This window comes from Terracoccus luteus (assembly GCF_003635045.1).
GTDB classification, from domain to species: Bacteria; Actinomycetota; Actinomycetes; order Actinomycetales; family Dermatophilaceae; genus Terracoccus; species Terracoccus luteus.
In genome coordinates, this window is the sequence record NZ_RBXT01000001.1 from 3008124 (window position 1) to 3025199 (window position 17076).

The 17076-nt window shown below is 72.6% G+C and carries 17 protein-coding genes; 11 read left to right on the top strand and 6 right to left on the bottom strand.

From position 1 onward, the window contains the following. Positions 1 to 96 precede the first annotated feature (96 nt). Genes DFJ68_RS13660 through DFJ68_RS13670 form a run of 3 tightly spaced genes read left to right on the top strand, consistent with a single transcriptional unit; the run spans position 97 to position 2027 of the window. The gene (locus DFJ68_RS13660) at positions 97 to 1314 is read left to right on the top strand and encodes an inorganic phosphate transporter (protein ID WP_121034030.1); all 1218 of its coding nucleotides are present in this window, start codon (positions 97 to 99) and stop codon (positions 1312 to 1314) included. A 54-nt stretch (positions 1315 to 1368) separates the two neighbouring features. Further along, complete coding sequence (locus DFJ68_RS13665) at positions 1369 to 1695, top strand: hypothetical protein (protein ID WP_121034032.1); 327 nt, start codon at positions 1369 to 1371, stop codon at positions 1693 to 1695. Between the two features lie 11 nt (positions 1696 to 1706). Beyond that, on the top strand, positions 1707 to 2027 hold the full coding sequence (locus tag DFJ68_RS13670; protein WP_121035383.1) for a DUF3349 domain-containing protein: 321 nt from the start codon (positions 1707 to 1709) through the stop codon (positions 2025 to 2027). 41 nt (positions 2028 to 2068) lie between these two features. Here DFJ68_RS13670 and DFJ68_RS13675 read toward each other — a convergent pair whose 3' ends face one another. The 3 genes from DFJ68_RS13675 to DFJ68_RS13685 all read right to left on the bottom strand — a co-directional run bounded on the left by DFJ68_RS13675 (position 2069) and on the right by DFJ68_RS13685 (position 5449). After that, on the bottom strand, positions 2069 to 3340 hold the full coding sequence (locus tag DFJ68_RS13675) for an MFS transporter (RefSeq protein WP_211333366.1): 1272 nt from the start codon (positions 3338 to 3340) through the stop codon (positions 2069 to 2071). Positions 3341 to 3394: 54 nt separating this feature from the next. Continuing rightward, the gene (locus DFJ68_RS13680; protein ID WP_121034034.1) at positions 3395 to 4660 is read right to left on the bottom strand and encodes an ATP-grasp domain-containing protein; all 1266 of its coding nucleotides are present in this window, start codon (positions 4658 to 4660) and stop codon (positions 3395 to 3397) included. 81 nt (positions 4661 to 4741) lie between these two features. Next, entirely contained in the window at positions 4742 to 5449 is a 708-nt protein-coding gene (locus tag DFJ68_RS13685) for an alpha/beta hydrolase (protein ID WP_121034036.1), read from the bottom strand. Between the two features lie 344 nt (positions 5450 to 5793). Here DFJ68_RS13685 and DFJ68_RS13695 point away from each other — a divergent pair, with 344 nt between their 5' ends. Further along, a complete protein-coding gene (locus tag DFJ68_RS13695) occupies positions 5794 to 7065 on the top strand; it encodes a DUF2786 domain-containing protein (protein WP_147431591.1) in 1272 nt (423 codons plus the stop codon). 35 nt (positions 7066 to 7100) lie between these two features. Beyond that, entirely contained in the window at positions 7101 to 7700 is a 600-nt protein-coding gene (locus DFJ68_RS13700) for a hypothetical protein (protein WP_147431592.1), read from the top strand. Between the two features lie 25 nt (positions 7701 to 7725). Here the strand turns inward: DFJ68_RS13700 and DFJ68_RS13705 are convergent, their stop codons facing one another. Continuing rightward, positions 7726 to 8091: a TfoX/Sxy family protein gene (locus DFJ68_RS13705; RefSeq protein ID WP_121034044.1), complete on the bottom strand. Its 366-nt coding sequence runs from the start codon at positions 8089 to 8091 to the stop codon at positions 7726 to 7728. Further along, positions 8078 to 9205 carry an endonuclease/exonuclease/phosphatase family protein gene (locus tag DFJ68_RS13710; protein WP_121034046.1) on the bottom strand — a complete coding sequence of 376 codons (1128 nt, stop codon included), beginning with the start codon at positions 9203 to 9205 and terminating at the stop codon, positions 8078 to 8080. Before DFJ68_RS13710 ends, DFJ68_RS13705 begins: the two co-directional genes overlap by 14 nt. A 267-nt stretch (positions 9206 to 9472) precedes the next feature. On the opposite strand from DFJ68_RS13710, the gene DFJ68_RS13715 reads away from it, so the two are divergent. Beyond that, a complete protein-coding gene (locus tag DFJ68_RS13715; RefSeq protein ID WP_121034048.1) occupies positions 9473 to 11656 on the top strand; it encodes an HNH endonuclease in 2184 nt (727 codons plus the stop codon). 64 nt (positions 11657 to 11720) lie between these two features. After that, positions 11721 to 13328 (top strand): LLM class flavin-dependent oxidoreductase, encoded by a 1608-nt coding sequence (locus DFJ68_RS13720; RefSeq protein ID WP_121034050.1) that lies wholly within the window; start codon positions 11721 to 11723, stop codon positions 13326 to 13328. A 16-nt stretch (positions 13329 to 13344) separates the two neighbouring features. Here the strand turns inward: DFJ68_RS13720 and DFJ68_RS13725 are convergent, their stop codons facing one another. After that, complete coding sequence (locus DFJ68_RS13725; protein ID WP_121034052.1) at positions 13345 to 13890, bottom strand: type 1 glutamine amidotransferase domain-containing protein; 546 nt, start codon at positions 13888 to 13890, stop codon at positions 13345 to 13347. Between the two features lie 216 nt (positions 13891 to 14106). On the opposite strand from DFJ68_RS13725, the gene DFJ68_RS13730 reads away from it, so the two are divergent. From DFJ68_RS13730 to DFJ68_RS13745, 4 genes are all read left to right on the top strand, one after another. Then, on the top strand, positions 14107 to 14904 hold the full coding sequence (locus DFJ68_RS13730) for a deoxyribonuclease IV (protein WP_121034054.1): 798 nt from the start codon (positions 14107 to 14109) through the stop codon (positions 14902 to 14904). 34 nt (positions 14905 to 14938) lie between these two features. Continuing rightward, complete coding sequence (locus DFJ68_RS13735) at positions 14939 to 15574, top strand: DUF1989 domain-containing protein (RefSeq protein ID WP_121034056.1); 636 nt, start codon at positions 14939 to 14941, stop codon at positions 15572 to 15574. A 109-nt stretch (positions 15575 to 15683) separates the two neighbouring features. After that, a complete protein-coding gene (gene gntA / locus DFJ68_RS13740; RefSeq protein ID WP_121034058.1) occupies positions 15684 to 16364 on the top strand; it encodes a guanitoxin biosynthesis heme-dependent pre-guanitoxin N-hydroxylase GntA in 681 nt (226 codons plus the stop codon). Between the two features lie 62 nt (positions 16365 to 16426). After that, a complete protein-coding gene (locus tag DFJ68_RS13745; protein ID WP_147431593.1) occupies positions 16427 to 17005 on the top strand; it encodes a TetR/AcrR family transcriptional regulator in 579 nt (192 codons plus the stop codon). The last annotated feature ends 71 nt before the right edge of the window (positions 17006 to 17076 follow it).

Sequence of the window (17076 nt, forward strand, 5' to 3'; positions counted from 1 at the left end):
CGTGACGAGACCGAGGTTCCCGGCCAACGTGAACTGTCGGCGAACAGTCGGACGAATCCCTTGTGAGGCCCAGCGGAGGCGCCCACCCTGATCTGCGTGACATCTGAACTCATCGTGCTGGCCCTCGTCGTGGTCACCGCGCTCGGCTTCGACTTCACCAACGGCTTCCACGACACGGGCAACGCGATGGCGACCTCGATCGCCACCGGGGCCCTCAAGCCCAAGGTGGCGGTCGCCCTCTCTGCGGTCCTCAACCTCGTCGGCGCCTTCCTCTCGGTCGAGGTCGCGCTCACGGTGACGAACGCGGTCATCAAGATCCAGGACAAGTCGGGGGCGCCGAAGCCGGAGTTCCTCGCCGACGGCGGCAACGCGCTGCTCGTCATCGTCATGGCCGGCCTCGTCGGCGGCATCGTCTGGAACCTGCTCACCTGGCTCGTCGGCCTTCCCTCGAGCAGCTCGCACGCCCTCTTCGGCGGCCTGATCGGCGCCGGCATCGCCGGCCTCGGCTTCGGCGGCGTCAACTGGGTCGGCGACGGCAGCAAGCTCGACGGCGTCATCGGCAAGGTCATCCTGCCGGCGCTCATGTCGCCCTTCATCGCCGCCGGGGTCGCGGCCGTCGGCACGTGGCTCATCTACAAGATCACGGCGGGCGTGGCCAAGCGGCGCACCGACTCCGGCTTCCGCTGGGGCCAGATCGGGTCGGCATCCCTCGTCTCGCTCGCCCACGGCACGAACGACGCGCAGAAGACGATGGGCGTCATCACCCTCGCCCTCATCGCGGCCGGCCACTGGAGCGAGACCGGCTCGATCCCCTTCTGGGTCAAGCTCGCGTGCGCGCTCGCCATCGCCCTCGGCACCTACCTCGGCGGGTGGCGCATCATCCGCACGCTCGGCAAGGGCCTCGTCGAGATCGAGAGCCCGCAGGGCATGGCCGCCGAGAGCAGCTCGGCCGCCGTCATCCTCGCCTCGAGCCACCTCGGCTTCGCCCTCTCGACGACCCACGTCGCGACCGGCTCCATCCTCGGCACCGGCATCGGTCGCCCCGGCGCCGAGGTGCGCTGGAAGGTCGCCGGCCGCATGGGCCTCGCCTGGCTCATCACCCTGCCGGCGGCGGCCCTCGTCGGCGCGCTCATGTGGTTCGTCGCCCACTCCATCGGCGGGGCGGCCGGCGCGGTGGTCGTGTTCGCCATCCTCGTCGTCGCCGCGGTCGGCATGTGGATGCGCTCGCGCCTGCAGCCGGTCGGCGCCCACAACGTCAACGACGAGTGGAGCGAGTCGCCCGCCGACACCACCCGCGCCACCGTCGACGCCTGAGCCGGCGCGACCTCCCCTACCGACTCCTCCCGACCCACGCGAAGGACCCCCACCGTGCACAACATCGCCCTCGCCCTCGAAGGCGCCTGGAAGGTGCTCCTCGCCGGGCTGCTGCTCGGCGCCGGCCTGCCCGCGATCTTCGCCCTCGGCATCCGCTCGCTCGGGATGTCGGCCCCCGGCGCCCGCGGCGCCACCGTGACCGGCACCGACGGCACGACGACGACCGACGCCCCGACGAGCACCCTCGGCCGGGCGCTGGCGGCGCTCTGCTTCGGGCTCGTGCTGCTCGGGGTCGCCCTCGGCATCACCTTCATCGTGGCCTCCGGCTTCGGCAAGCAGCTCGTCTTCGAGAACGTCTACCCCACCCTCATCGACAAGTGACCGGAGACGCCGTGAGCCTCGACGCCCGCCCCACCGTCCCCTCCCGCATCCTCGGCTGGCTGCGCGCCGGCTACCCCCAGGGCATCCCCGTCCGCGACTACGTCGCCCTGCTAGGGGTGCTGCGCCGCCAGCTGACCGACGACGACATCAGCGCCATCGCCACCGACCTCGCCCTCCAGTCCGACGCGCACGACGCCGCCGTGAGCGCCGACGACATCCGCGACATGGTGCGCGAGCACGCCTTCCAGTCGGCCACCCCCGAGGACGTCGCCCGGGTCTCGGCCGCCCTCGCCCGCGGTGGCTGGCCGCTCAGCGACGACGTCGACGCGTGACCTGACGCCCCGGCGCGCTCCGGGTGACCACTCGACGGGGGCTAAGCGCCCTCTCGACGGGAGCGGGGCGGGCGCAGGCGGGCGAGCACGAAGGCGGCCGGGGCGAGGATGCCGGCCGAGACGACGAGCGCGAACGGGATCGACGTGCGCGTGGCCAGCGCCCCGAGGGGCGGCCCGCCGAGCACCTGGCCGACCGCGTCGGCCTGGCTCGTCAGCGACAGCGTCGTGGCCCGGGTGTGCGACTCGACGTTGCGGTTGAGCCACGCCGCCTGCACGGGGTGGGCGACCGTGCGCGCCGCCTCCTTGACCCAGAGCGCGACGAGCACCGGCCACAGCGAGTCGACGAGCGCGAAGGCGAGGATGCCGGCCACCTGCACGAGCACGAGCCCGGCGAGCAGCCGGTTCGGGTGCAACGCGTTCAGGCGCGGGCCGGCCAGCCGGTTCGCGGCGAGGCTCGCGACGAGGGACACGACCGAGCCGACGAGGGCGAAGACCGTGAACCACGTGGCGGCGTCGTCGAACCCCGCCACCGAGGGCAGCGCGAACGACTCGACGACGCGGGCGGTCCAGAGCCGGTCGAACACCTCGGACGAGAGCCCGACGAGCAGCGCGACGACGAGGAACGAGCGCACCACCCCCGGTCGTCGGGCGGCGGCGACCCCGGTCGTCAGCAGGTGGCGCAGGTGGGCCCACGTCTCGCGCTCCTCCCGCGGCACAGGGCGGAAGCCGGTCTCGGGCATGACGACCGACAGGCCCAGGGCGAGGACGAGGTAGCCGGCGCCCGCGAGGAGCAGCGGCAGCTGCAGGCTGACCTGGCCGGCGACACCGGCGAGCACCGTGCCGACGACGGTGAGCGCGAGGTGCAGCTGCTGGGCCCGGGTGAAGAGCGGCTGGACGGCCCGCTCCCCCACCTCGTCGGTGACCCACGCGTCGACGGCGCCCGAGACGAACGTCCACCCGATCCCCCAGACGACCTGGGCGGCGACGATCGGCCAGAACGACGGCCAGACGCCCTGCACGAGGATGCCGAGGCCGACGACGAACGCCCCGATGAGCACCGACAGGCGGCGCGAGACGAGGTCGGCGACGACACCGGTCGGGATCTCGAAGAGGAAGCACGTGGCCTCCATGACGGTCCCCACGACGACGAGCTGCAGCGGCGTGAGACCGGCCACCTGCACCTGGTAGAGCAGGGCGAGCGTGAAGGCGAGCGCGTGCAGCAGCGACCAGCCGCCCTCGAAGCAGTAGTAGGCCCGCGCCGCCCGCGTGGGTCGGGGCGCCCGCAGGGGCCAGCGGCCGGGGTCGGCGGTCACCGGGCACCCGAGGTCGGCCGGCCGGGGGCGCCGGCCGACCGGCATCCTCGGGCGTCAGCGGGCGGCGAGGCGCGCCTTCTCGTCGGTGACCCAGGCGCCCACGAGCCCGCCGAAGTGGGCCATGAAGCGGTCGCGCTCGTGTGCCGGGTAGGTCGTGACGACGGTCTGGCGCAGCAGGCTCTCGAACTCCGGCGAGGCGGCCCACTGCAGCACGGCCTCGTCGAGGTGTGAGAGGTGCTTCGCGCACCAGGCCCAGTACGCGTCCGAGTCGAGGTACTCGTCGGCGATGGCGAGGTACGCGTCGAGCTTCTGCGCGTCGTCGAGGTCGTCGCGGTCGGCGACGTCGAAGTAGCGGCGCATCTCGAGGTCGACGCGCGGCTGGCGACCCGTGACGACGCAGTACGTCGACCAGCGCACGAGCGCCTTGATGGCCCAGGGGAAGTAGTAGTGCAGCGAGGTCACGGCGACGTCGGGACAGGCGTTGGCGTAGTCGATGGGGTAGACGTCGTCGCCGGAGACGAGCATCTCGCAGCTGTTGAACTCCCAGCCGAACATCGCGTTGACGATGCGGCTGATGGCCGCGGTCTGGCGGCCGGCCGACGGCGTGAGGAAGTCGTGGCTGACGGCGTACCGGTTGTGCATCGGCTGCTCGGGGCGGAAGTCCATGACCATCGTCTCGGGGCCGATCGACAGCGCCCGGGCGAAGTGCTCGTACTCGACCGTCGACTGCAGGTGCATGAGCATCTCGCCCGACTCGTCGTAGGCCCGCACGAGGTCGCGCTCGTCGTTGATGCGCGAGACGCCGCGCCAGCCACCCCCGTCGAACGGCTTCATGTAGAGCGGGTAGCCGAGGTTGCCGGCGATCTGCTTGAGGTCGAAGGGCTGGTTGTACTTCGCCGACGTGTAGGCCCACCGGACGTTGTCGACCGGGTTCTTGTACGGCACGAGCCACGTCTCGGGGACCTTGAGCCCGAGGCGCATGAGCGCGACGTAGGCGCTGTGCTTCTCCATCGACTGGAACGTGAAGGGGCTGTTGAGCAGGTACGTGTCGTTCATCAGCGCGGCCTTCTTGAGCCACTCGCGCGGGTGGTAGTACCAGTAGGCGAGGCGGTCGATGACGAGCTCGGTGCGGACCGGCTGACGCAGGTCGAACGGCTCGATGGTGAGCCGCTCGGTGGTCAGGTGGTGGGTGACCCCGTCGTCGTCGGTGATCGGCCCGACCAGCCCGAGCACCTGCTCGAAGGCGGTCGGCCAGTCCTCCTCGGCGCCGAGCAGCAGCCCGACGAGGTGGGTGCGCGACTGGGGGTCCGGCTGGCTCATCGAGCGCTCCTTATGGGTGGGGGTCGAGACGATCTTGGCAGGAGCGGGCGCGCCTGTCTCGCCTGCTCCACAGGCGCGCGGTCAGGACGTGACGCGTCGCAGCAGCGCCGGCAGGGTGGGCTTGAGGCTTCGCCGCCACTGCGGCCAGTCGTGGCGGCCGGGCACGACCGTGAGGCGCGTCTCGTAGCCGAGCCGCTCGAGCACCCGCGCCATCTCGCGGTTGTTGGCCAGGTTCCCCTCGTCGGCCCCGCACGTCAGCGCCATCACCGTGTCGCCCCGCGCCCGGCGCGCCCGGCGCACCTCGCGGACGAAGCCGGTGACTCGACGCCAGTGCTCGAACGACTCCTCGCCGTCGACGCCGCGCAGGAAGAACGAGCCCGACTGCAGCAGCAGCCCGGAGAACGCCTCGGGGTGGCGCCAGTGCGTCTGCAGCGCGGCGAGCGCACCGAGGCTGGCGCCCACCATGACCGCTCGCCCCTCGGTGCGTGCGACCTCGCCGACCGCAGGCAGGACGTGTTCCACCACGGATGCCGCGTGGTCCGGGTTCGCGGCGTACCGGCCGTTGCGCTCGCCCGGGTGGAGCAGCGCGACGCGCACCCGGGGGCACCGGCCGGCGTCCGCCGCCTCGTCGAGAAGACGCACGATACCGGCCCGACGTGAGTACTCGGGCCCGTCGCCGGCGACGACGAGCGGCAGCGGGTCGGTGCGGCGCGTGCCCCGGGGTGAGACGAGGGTGACGTCGACGTCCCCCACCGGGGTGTCGGGGACGGTCAGGTGCAGGCGGGCCACGACGACACCGTAGGTGGGCCGGGTCGTTCACACCCCCCGTGGTGGGAGGCGCGGCAGGGCGGTCGTCCACAGCCGGGCCGGTCGGGGTCGGGGCATGGCCTGCCGGGCGGGCACGATGGGGTCCGGACGAGAGGGGTGTCATGGGCAGGGCGAGCAGGCGGAAGCATCCGGCCGGCGGTGCGGGCGGTGGCGGTGGTCATGGCGGTGGTCATGGCGGTGGTCATGGCGGTGGTCATGGCGGTGGTCATGGCGGTGGTCATGGCGGTGGTCATGGCGGTGGCGGTGGCGGTGGCGGTGGCGACGACAGTGGCGCGGGCGACGGGCTCGACGGTGCGACGTTCGCGGTGCTGCTGCAGCAGGCCTTCGACGCCCTCGACGACGGCGACGGCCACGGGTTCGACGACGTGGTCGTCGTCACGGCCTCGGCGTGCGGCGCCGACGGTGCCCGCGGTCGCGCCGCCGTGACTGCGGTGGTCGAGCGGGCCCGGGCCGCGGTGGGCCGCGCGTGGCAGGCCGGGTGGCAGCCCGCCGACCTGCACCGGGTGGCGGGACGACGGCTCGGACCGCCGGAGCAGCGCCTCGTGCTCGACCTCGTCGTCGACGAGCTCGCCGGCCACGCGCGCGCGACCGTCGATCGTCGTTGGTGGGCGCAGCTCGACGAGCTCGAGGCCGATGTGTGGTGGCCGACCTCGCAGACGTGGCTCGACGGCCACCGGGTTCGCGGCGCCGACTGGTTCTCCCTCCTCTCGCAGACGCTGCAGGTGATGCACCTGCTGCACCGCGTGCCCACGCTCGAGCGACTCTCGCCGCTCCCGGGCGAGGCCAAGCCACCAGGCACCGACGCCGGCGCCTCGGGCGAGGGAGACGGAGGCGAGGAGGTCAGGTCGGCGGGCCCACCGGTCGACGACCGCATCCTGACGCGGGTGCGCATGCTGCTGGCCAAGGCCGAGTCGACCACGTACCCGGCCGAGGCCGAGACCTTCACGGCCGGGGCCCAGGCGCTCATGGCGCGTCACCGCATCGACGCGGTGCTGCTGCAGGGTGCCGACCGCCCCGGTGGGGGCACGGCCGGCGGCCCGGCCGGTCGGCGCATCGGCGTCGACACGCCGTACGACTCCCCCAAGGCGATGCTGCTGCACGCGGTCGCCACCGCCAACCGCTGCCGCACCGTGTGGAGCAGCGACCTCGGATTCAGCACGGTGATGGGCTTCGAGGCCGACCTCGATGCCGTCGAGCTGCTCTTCACGTCGCTGCTCGTGCAGGCGACGCACACGATGACGGCCGCCGGGTCGCGCTCCGACGGCTACGGGCGCAGCCGCACCCGCTCGTTCCGGCAGTCGTTCCTCACCGGCTTCGCGGCCCGCATCGGCGAACGGCTGACCGAGGTGGCCGACGCCGAGGAGGCGGCCGCCACCGAACGGGCTGCCGCCGGTGGGCGCGAGCTCGTCCCGCTCCTGCAGGCCCGGGCCGAGGAGGTCGACGACCTCGCGACACAGCTCTTCCCGCAGACGCAGCAGTCGAGGGTGCGACCGGTCCGCGACGCGGAGGGCTGGCACTCCGGCCTCGCGGCGGCCGATCGTGCCAGTCTGGACACCCGCGACCGCATCACCGGCTGACACCGGCGGCGACCGCGCCCGAACGAGGAGGCTAGATGTCCGGCGTACAGGTGCTCGGCGACGACTGGGACGACGGCAATGGCGACGGCGCCGGCGACGGCGGCGGTCTCGATGACGACCTGCCCGACGAGCTGGGCTGGCTGCCGGGCGAGCTGGGCGAGCCCCGAACCCTGCTCACGGACGGGGAGGTGCACCTGTTGCTCCAGCGGTCCCTCGTCCACCCCAACGGTGTCCTCGTCACCGTCGAGGTACGGCTGCTCCACACCCCTTCGCACCGGTCCCCCGTCGGTGACCCTGACCACCTCCTCTCGGAGGCGGCGGTCGACGACGTGCGGCGTCGTCGCCTCGCCGACGAGGTCCTCTCTTTCCGCGACCCCGAGCTGGGCGGCCCCCGCCTCGCGCGGCGCGACCCCGTGACCGGTGAGGCGCAGCCGGCCCTGCCGTGGGCCCAGGGCGGGTCGACGGACGCCAAAGGTGGTCGGTGGACCCTGCCGTACTGGGTGTCGATGGACCCGATGCAGCCGTGGCCGCTCTGGGTCACTTTCGAGTGGCCCACGCGCTCGATCGTCGTCGACCTCGTCCACGCCGCCGACGAGGTCCGCGCCGCCCGCTCCCGGGCCCGGCCGCTGCACTGACCCGGCCCGCCTGCCGACCACCGGGTCAGCGACGTCGACGACGGGGCTGCGGCGGGTGCGCCACGACGTGGTCGCGTGCCCGCGACAGCCAGGCGTGCACCTCGTCGTCGTCGAGCCCGGGCGGCAGGGCGGGAAAGGACACCATCGGTCGGCCACCGAGCAGCAGGGGCGCGCTGCCCGGCATCCTCGACAGCTCTGAGCGACCCGCCTCGCCGACCTTGACCCCGATCTGGTCACCGAGCACGAGGGCGAAGACGTGACCGTCGACGAGGGCGGCGAGGGTGCCGAACATCCGTCGCAGCTCGATGTCGGGACCCATGGGCAGCAGGTCGACGAAGCTCTCACGGGCCTCGTCCACCGCCTGCACCCCGGCCTCGTCAGAGGTCGACATCGGCCCACAGCGCCGCGTGGTCGCTGGCGGCGTCCTCGGCGCGGGTCAGGGTCGGGTACATCGGCCAACGCCCGGATGCCGTCCACACCCCTTCGCGCCGGACCCCCGCTGCCGTGACCGAGTCGAGCAGCGCCGGGGAGCAGAGGATGTAGTCGATCTTGTTGCCCTTGCTGGCAGTTCCGTACGTGCCGGGCCAGCCGCCGTCGTCGAAGCCGGCGACGACGGACACGTCACGCAGGTCGCTCGGGCTCGCCGCGACGCCGGTGCCGCCGGACCCGAGCAGCGGTGAGAGGGCGTCGCTGTCAGGGGTGTCGTTGAGGTCGCCCACGACCGCGATGAGGTCGTGATCCTCGGCGCGACGCTGCTCGTAGATCTCCCGCACCCGTTGGGCCTGGCGCTTGCGCCGAACGGTCGCGCCCGCACCGCCGTAGCCCTTGGACTTGAAGTGGTTGACCATGACGAGCAGCGTGCCACCGCCGCCCAGCGAGACGGTGTACTCAGGGCAGTCGCGGCTGAAGATCGGCCCGGCGAGGTCGGAGTCGTCGACGTGGCTGACGACCGGTCCGAGCGGGTGGTCGCCGCGGGTGAGGATGCCGACGTCGATGCCGCGCTCGTCGTTGCCGTCGATGAGCATGACGTGGCCGAAGAGGCGGCCGCCGAGGGGTGCGAGCTGGTCGGCGTTGAAGTGGCGCAGGGCCCAACGGTCCTCGGCCTCGACGACGGCGAGCACGTCGGCGTCGAGGTCGTGCACGACCTGCGCGGCGTGGTGCACGGCGAGGTCGGAGACGCTCTCGCGCTTCATCTCGACCCAGCCGATCCAGTCGCCACGGCCTGTCGCGACGACCGTGACGGAGCCGTCGCGCGAGCGACGCACGAGACGACCGCGGTTCTGGCGGAGGTAGAACAGCTCGCTCTCGTCGGACGCCGTGAGGCCGAGTGTGTCGAGCAGGCGCAGGATGGTTCGCGCGTCGGCGGTCGAGTACTGCTGCTGTTGCAGCACTTTGGTGAGGTCGGTGTAGGCGTCGAGCAGCCGGCGGTTGGTCGACCACGTGCTGGTGGCGAGCACGCGGGCCCGGTCGAAGAGGTTCTCCACGTTGTAGGACGCGAGACGCATGGGTCAACGGTCCCACCCGCGACGGGAACGCGCAGGGGTTGAGCCCCTCTACGGCCGGCGCGCCGCTGAGCGCCAGCATCCACCGCCACTCACCACCGTCTCTCAGCACCCGTCACGCGGCAGCGGGAGGCACCCGCACCGCCATGATCGACCTCATCCACGACACCTGACCTCGATCCCCCGGGGCGTCAGAACTGTTAGGACCGTGGCGAATTCACGTGGGGACCACTCTGGACCGGCCTTCCCCCACCTGCTAGAATCGAACACATGTTCGATAGTGAGGCGGTGGTGACGGCGGCAGGGCTTGAAGGCCTGCTCGCCGTTCTCGCGCGCGTCGAGCAGGCGTCGTTCGCGACCGGCACTGAGGAGACCGTCGGCGGTCCGCCGGCATCGGCTGCGACCACTGAATCCACCGGTTCTCCGTGCCTGTCCGATGAAGAGCGCATCGACGTGTTGACGGTGTTGGAGCGGGTCAAGGCGGCGGTCGGAGCGGCGCAGGTGCGGGTGACGGCGGGGTTCGTCGCCTCGCAGGAGCAGGAGTCGCTCGGGTGGCGGGCGCAGTCGCAGGCGGCGCTGGACGCGAACGACTTCGGCGGCTGGCTCGATGCGCGGGAGAAGGCCGACCTGGCCTCGTGGGCGGCGGCGTTGGAGTTCGGCGCCCACGCCGACACCCGCGGGAAGGCGGCGTCCGACGATGCCGGCCTCGGGGCAGTAGCCGGGTCCAGTGGCGAGGGAGGCGGCGCGACTGGCGCAGGGGAGCCGGAGCGGCGGCCGTCGTCCTCGCGGCGCAACCTCATCGCGAAGGGCGGGGTCGCGGCCCAGGTCGCCCTCGCCCGGCACCTGTCGCCGTTCAAGGGCGCCGAGGGCATCCGGTTCTCCCTCTCGCTGACGCACGACATGCCGCACACGCTGGCCCTGCTCGAGGCGGGGGGGCTGAGTGAGTGGCGGGCCCTGTCGATCACGAAGGAAGCGGCGATCCTCTCCCCGGAGCACCGGCGGCAGCTGGACCAGGAGCTGCACGACACCTACGGCGACCGTCTCGGGGGTCTGGGTGACCGGGAGCTGAACCGTCTCGTCCGCGCCGTCGCCTACCGTCTGGACCCGGAAAGTGTGCTGCGGCGGGCCCGCAAGGCGGAGTCGGAGCGGCGGGTCACCGTGAAAGCGGCGCCGGACACGATGGCGTACCTGACCGCTTTGCTTCCCGCCGCTGAAGCCGTGGCCGCCTACGCGGCGCTGACCGGGGCCGCAGCCAGCGCGAAGGCTGCCGGTGACGAGCGTGGCAAGAGTCAGGTCATGGCCGACACCCTCGTCGACCGCGTCCTGGGCCACGCCAACACCGTTGCAAGCGAACCGAACGCCACCGCAGACAGCGCCGACGCGCCGGCTGAACCGGCTGACGCGGCAGCTGCACCCTTCGACGCCGGATCCGAAACCGCAGCCGGCTCGGCCGGCTCGGCCGGCTCGGCCGAGACTTGCGACCGTGTCGACACGCCCGGCGAGGCTGGTGCGCCGGCTGACGGTTGCGCCGGGGCCGACGGGCGCGAGGCCGCCGACGGCAGCGGCGCCGCCGATGCTGGGCCGACCGGAGGGCCGCGTCCGCGTGGTGCCCGGCTCGCAGGTGACGACCGCAGAACAGACGCAGCGACGCCAGAGCCGGCCGGTAGGGCCGGGGTCGACGTCGAGGTGCAGCTCGTCATGGGCCTGGACGCCCTCTTCAACACCGGCGAGGGCGCTGACACGCCGGCTCAGCTGCTCGGGTACGGCACCGTCCCCGCCGGATGGGCCCGCGAGTACCTCCGACCCGCGGACACCCACCACCCGGACGACCCGGACGACCCCCTCGCCGACCCCGGCGGTGGCAGTCCGGCCAGGGGGCGTGGGGGTGGTCTGTCCCGCGCGGGGCGGGTGTGGATCCGCAGGCTGTTCGTCCGGCCCGGCACCGGTGAGCTCGTGGCCATGGACTCCCGACGACGGCTCTTCAGCGACGGGCTGCGCCGGTTCGTCCTGACCCGCGACGCCGCGACCTGCCGCACCCCCTGGTGCGACGCCCCCGCCCGCCACGTCGACCACGTCACCCCCCACGCCGACGGCGGCCCCACCACCGCGGCCAACGGCCAGGGCCTGTGCGTGGCGTGCAACCTGACCAAGGAACACCCCGACCTCACCAGCACCACCCTGCCCCCCGACCGCCGAGGTGCGAGCGGCGGCGGCCGCGGGCACACGGTACGGGTCACCACCGGCACCGGACACACCTACGACTCCGAAGCGCCACCCCTGCTCCCCGGCGCCCCGCCACCCCCGCCGAAGCGACCCCGCGACTCGGGGCACCCGTTCCCGACCATGCTCTGGACACTGCCCGCCGACCCCACCACCCAGCCCGCCAGCATGCTCGAGCGACGGCTGCAGCAGCTCATCGACGAGGCGTCGGCGCCGTCGACCCCGAGCCCATGAGTGACGCCGGCCGGACGGCCCACGCGAGATCTGGCCGACGCCACCGACGTGGTGGGATGAGTCCATGACCGACTACGGGCACGAGCTGCAGTTCGGCATCTTCCCCAGCCCCGACGCTGCCAAGGCGGAGCAGACCCTCGAGCTGGCCCAGCTCGCCGACGTGAGTGGTCTCGACCTCGTCACGGTGCAGGACCACCCCTACAACGGCGCCCACCTCGACACCTCGACCCTGCTCGCCGTCATCGGCGCCCGCACGACGAACGTCCGCGTCGCGGCCAACGTCGCCAACCTGCCGCTGCGCGAGCCGGTCGTGCTCGCCCGGTCGGTCGCCACCCTCGACGTGCTCACCGGCGGTCGGGCCGAGCTCGGCCTCGGCGCCGGCGCCTTCTGGGACGCCATCGTCGCCGCCGGTGGCGAGCGCCGCACCCCGCGTGAGGCCGTCGACGCGCTCGTCGAGGCCATCCGCGTCATCCGCGGCGTGTGGGGTCAGGACCCGGACCACCCCGGCGTCCGCTCCGTCTCCGTCGACGGCGAGCACTACCGAGTCAAGGGGCTGCACGTCGGACCCCGGCCGCTTCACGATGTCGAGATCTGGCTCGGCGCCTACAAGCCGCGCATGCTCCGGGTCACGGCGCGCCTCGCCGACGCGTGGCTGCCCAGCCAGGGCTATGCGGACCCGCCCGCGCTGGCGGCGATGAACGAGACCATCGACGCCGCGGCTGTCGAGGCCGGCCGCGGCCCCCACGCGATCCGGCGCATGTACAACGTCTTCGGCCGGTTCGGCAGCGCGGCGGGTTTCCTGCAGGGCTCCCCCGCCGACTGGGCCGAGCAGCTCGCCGGGCTCACCCTCACCCAGGGCATGAGCACGTTCATCCTCGGCAGCGACGACCCCCGCACCGTGGCCACCTTCGCCGCGGAGGTCGCGCCGGCCGTCCGCGAGCACGTCGAGATCGAGCGCGCCCGTCGCGCCGCCGCACCGAACCCGGCCGACCGGCATCCGATCGAGGTGGCCGGCCACGCCGCGCCGCCGACGACCCCGACGGCGACCACGGCGACGACGCTCGGCGTCACCCCCACTCCCGACGACGGCAGGCGCCTCAGCCCCCGGATGCCGTGGGACGAGTCCGCGCGGCCCGTCGCCCCCTTGCCCGCCGGCGCCCGCTACACCGCGGCGCAGGAGAGCGCGCCACAGCACCTCGTCGACATTCACGACCACCTGCGCACCGAGCTCGGTCAGGTGCGCGACGTCATCGACCAGGTGCGCCAGGGACTGCTCACCGTCGGGGCGGCCCGCTCACACCTCAACACCATGGCGATGCGCCAGAACAACTGGACGCTCGGTGCCTACTGCGAGTCGTACTGCCGTGTCGTCACGGGTCACCACACCCTCGAGGACCGCAGCATCTTCACCCATCTGCGACGCACCGACAGCGCCCTCGTGCCCGTCCTCGACCGCCTGGAGGAGGAGCACCACGTCATCTCCGACGTGCTCGAGCAGGTCGACGAGGCGCTGGTGAACCTCGTCGGCGCCGACGGCTACGGCACGGCCGGGCACGCTGCGCTCGACGAGCTGCAGCGTGCCGTCGACCTGCTCACCGACACCCTGCTCTCGCACCTCTCCTACGAGGAGCGAGAGCTGCTGCACCCACTGGCAGCACACGGGTTCGGCTGAACGACAGAGCCGTTCGTCAGACGGTGGCGGCCGACCCGTGCTCGAGGGCCTCGACGACGGCGCCGCAGAACTTCGGCAGGTCGTCGGGGTTGCGGCTCGTGATGAGGTTGCCGTCGATGACGAGCTCCTCGTCGACCCACTCGCCGCCGGCGTTGCGGATGTCGGTCTGCAGGCTCGGCCACGACGTGATGCGACGGCCCTTGAGCACGTCCGCCTCGACGAGGGTCCACGGCGCGTGGCAGATGGCGGCCACGGGGCGGCCCGACGCGACGAACTCGCGCACGAACGAGACGGCGTCCTTCTCGGTGCGCAGCGCGTCGGGGTTGGCGACGCCGCCGGGCAGCACGAGGGCGTCGTAGTCCTCCAGGTTCGCGTCGCCGACGGTGACGTCGACCTTCTTCGTGTCGCCCTTGTCGAGGTGGTTGAACATCTGCACCTCACCGCTCTCCGGGCTGATGAGCACCGCCTCGTGGCCGGCGTCCGTGACGGCCTTCCACGGGTCGGTCAGCTCGACCTGCTCGATGCCCTCGGAGGCGACGAGGAATCCGACCTTCTTGCTCACGATGACTCCTGGTTCCGGCGCCCGGGGTGCGAGCGCCAACTCTGTGACGTCGGCGGGCTCGGTCGCCCACCTCGTGTCTCGTACCCGCAGCGTCGGCGCGCTCACCCCACAGGCGCCCCGGCGGTGCCGCCCCCTCCCGTCCACACCGTCGTGCACACGTGTGGACAAAGGCTGGACACGAGCTGGGCCTGCTGCCGGGACCCTAGGCTGGTGGGCATGGCTCTGAGCATCGGTGCGCACGTCGACCAGGAGGACCCGATCGGGCAGGCCCGGGAGCGCGGCGCGACGCTGTCGCAGATCTTCCTCGGCGACCCCCAGAGCTACAAGGGCCCCGTCGTGCGCTACCCCGGCGGCGCGGAGGCGCTCAAGGCGGCCGCGCAGGATGCCGGCGTCGACCTCTACGTGCACGCGCCCTACCCGATCAACGTCGCCAGCCTCAACAACCGCATCCGCATCCCCGGCCGCAAGCTGCTGCAGCAGCACGTCACGGCGGCCGCCGAGATCGGGGCCAAGGGCGTCGTCGTGCACGGCGGCCACCTCGGCGTCGACGAGGACGCCGCGAAGGGCTTCGACAACTGGCGCAAGTGCATCGACGGCCTCGACCTCCCGGTGCCACTGCTGATCGAGAACACCGCCGGCGGCGACAACGCCATGGCCCGTCGCCTCGAGGCGATCGAACGGCTCTGGGATGCCGTGGGGCGGGCGAGCGGGGCCGAGAACGTCGGCTTCTGCCTCGACACGTGCCACGCCTTCGCCGGCGGTCTCGACCTTGCGACCGTCGTCGACGACGTGCGCGCGGTCACCGGCCGCATCGACCTCGTCCACGCGAACGACTCCCGCGACGAGGCCGACTCCGGCGCCGACCGCCACACGAACTTCGGGTCCGGGACCATCGACGCCGAGGCCGTCGCCGCGGTGATCCGCGCCGCGGGCGCCCCGGTGGTCTGCGAGACCCCGGGCGGCGCACCGGGCCAGGCGGCCGACATCGCCCGCCTGCGCGAGCTCGTCGGGTAGGGCAGTGCGGTCGCGGGCGGGTACGACGCCGGGCATGGACACCGACCTCTCCTCCCACCCGGCATCCGGCTTCACCCGGCTCGCCCCGCAGACCGGCACGGGGTTCGTGCTGCCCGCCGGTTCGACGCTCACCGTCGTGGACCCGACGGGCGAGCAGGTCAGCGACTTCTTCTGCTTCGCGGCCGACGACCACGCCGAGTGGCTCTCGTCGGGTCGCACGATCGACTACGCCAACTCGATCTACGTCACGACGGGGTCGGTGCTCTACAGCAACCGCAGCCGACCGCTCGCCACCGTCGTCGAGGACACCTGCGGCAACCACGACTTCCTCCTCACGCCGTGCAGCCAACAGACGTTCGACCTGCTCTACCCGGAGTTCGAGGGCGCCTACCACCCGAGCTGCTTCGAGAACCTCTGTGGCGGCTTCGCCCCCTTCGGCATCTCCCCCGACGCGGTGTCGACGACGCTCAACATCTTCATGAACGTGTGGACCGACCGGACCGGCGAGCTGCACATCGACCCGCCGACCTCGCGCGCCGGCGACCGCTTCGCCCTGCGCGCCGAGACCGACCTCGTCGTCGGGCTCACGGCGTGCTCGGCCGAGAAGTCGAACAACGGCCGCTGCAAGCCGGTCGACTACGTCGTCGAGGGACCGACCGCGCAGGGGTGACACCGGCGCCGTGGCCTGGCTCACAGACTGGCGCCGGGCCCCCGGGGTACGGGTCAGGCGAGGAGGCCTCGCCGACGACGCCCGACCGGGTCACGCGACGAGTTGTCTTGTGACCACCATCGATTCGGGCGACACATCCGCCGACACATCCGCCGAGCAGTTCGCCGACATCATCGCCGAGCGCGGGTACCCCTGCGTGGGTGCGAAGTCCGCCTTCAAGCGAGGCCAGGCCGCCCACGTCGTCCTCGACGACATGCGGGATGCCGGTACGCCGGCGTCCCTGCGCGACCACCTGTCCCGCTTCGGCGAGCAGACCGACTTCACCGACGGCTTCCACACCTTCCTGGCCAGCTTCCGCCTGCCCCACATGTCGACCGAGGCGCAGTTCGAGCGCCACCTGTGGGACCTGCTGCAACGCGTCCACGACGCCGACGAGCAGCCGTGGGACCCGGCCGTGTCGAGCGACCCGAGCTCACCGCACTTCGGCTTCAGCGTGGCCGGCCGGGCCTACTTCGTCATCGGCCTGCACCCGGCCGCGTCGCGGGTCGCCCGCCGCTTCCCGCTGCCGACCCTCGTCTTCAACGCCCACGAGCAGTTCGAGCGGCTGCGCGCCGACGGCCGCTTCGACGGCCTCAAGGAGACGATCCGCCGTCGCGACGAAGCCCTCCAGGGCGAGGTCAACCCGATGGCGCACGACCACGGCGACGCCTCAGAGGCGCTGCAGTACTCCGGGCGCCGGCAGCCGGGCACCTGGACCCCGCCCCTCGTCGTGCACGACCGCGGCGCCTGACCGGTCCGCCCTACCGCGCTCTGGTTTTGCACTCTGACCATCGATAGTGCAAACTGCACTCTGTGGCCCAGAGTGCAGTCGTCCGTCGTCAGTCCACGTTGCGTCGCATCACCGTCGCCGCGCAGGAGATGGCGATCGAGCGCGGCTACGACGGCTTCACCCTCGACGACCTCGCCGCTGCGGTGGGGGTCTCGAGGCGAACGCTCTTCAACCACGTCTCCGGCAAGGAGGAGGCGGTAGTCGGGGTGCGCCCCGACTTCGACCCCGTGCTCGTCGAGCGCTTCCGCGCCGGCGGCCCGACCGGCGACCTCTTCGACGACCTGCTCCACCTCATCGTCGAGCTGCTCGACCGTGAGGACGCGAGCCGTGAGGACGCCGGCCGCTTCCACCGCCTGCTCGAGACCAACTCCCAGCTGACCCCGCGGGTGCACCGCGAGCTCGAGCGCGTGTGCACGGAGGCCGTCGAGATGGCATCCGTGCGACCCGGCGAGGGCGACCGCCAGCGCGCCGGTGTCGTCGTCGTCGTGCTCGGCGCCCTCGTCGCCCACGCGATGAACGAGTACCTCCGCGCCGACGACACGGTCTCGCTCGTCGACCACCTCCGGACCTCCGCCGAGACGGCGCGGCAGCTGCTCGCCTGACCCAGGCCGGGCGGCATCCGCCCTCGCCTCGACCCTCGTCCGGCCCTCCTCGGCCCGACACCTCACGACCG

Bases quoted from the DNA above. Each gene is read 5' to 3' on its own strand.
- DFJ68_RS13720 (WP_121034050.1), top strand. From the start codon at position 11,721: ATGACCGACTACGGGCACGAGCTGCAGTTCGGCATCTTCCCCAGCCCC.
- DFJ68_RS13715 (WP_121034048.1), top strand. From the start codon at position 9,473: ATGTTCGATAGTGAGGCGGTGGTGACGGCGGCAGGGCTTGAAGGCCTG.
- DFJ68_RS13735 (WP_121034056.1), top strand. From the start codon at position 14,939: ATGGACACCGACCTCTCCTCCCACCCGGCATCCGGCTTCACCCGGCTC.
- DFJ68_RS13680 (WP_121034034.1), bottom strand. From the start codon at position 4,660: ATGAGCCAGCCGGACCCCCAGTCGCGCACCCACCTCGTCGGGCTGCTG.
- DFJ68_RS13700 (WP_147431592.1), top strand. From the start codon at position 7,101: ATGTCCGGCGTACAGGTGCTCGGCGACGACTGGGACGACGGCAATGGC.
- DFJ68_RS13730 (WP_121034054.1), top strand. From the start codon at position 14,107: ATGGCTCTGAGCATCGGTGCGCACGTCGACCAGGAGGACCCGATCGGG.
- DFJ68_RS13710 (WP_121034046.1), bottom strand. From the start codon at position 9,205: ATGCGTCTCGCGTCCTACAACGTGGAGAACCTCTTCGACCGGGCCCGC.
- DFJ68_RS13705 (WP_121034044.1), bottom strand. From the start codon at position 8,091: ATGTCGACCTCTGACGAGGCCGGGGTGCAGGCGGTGGACGAGGCCCGT.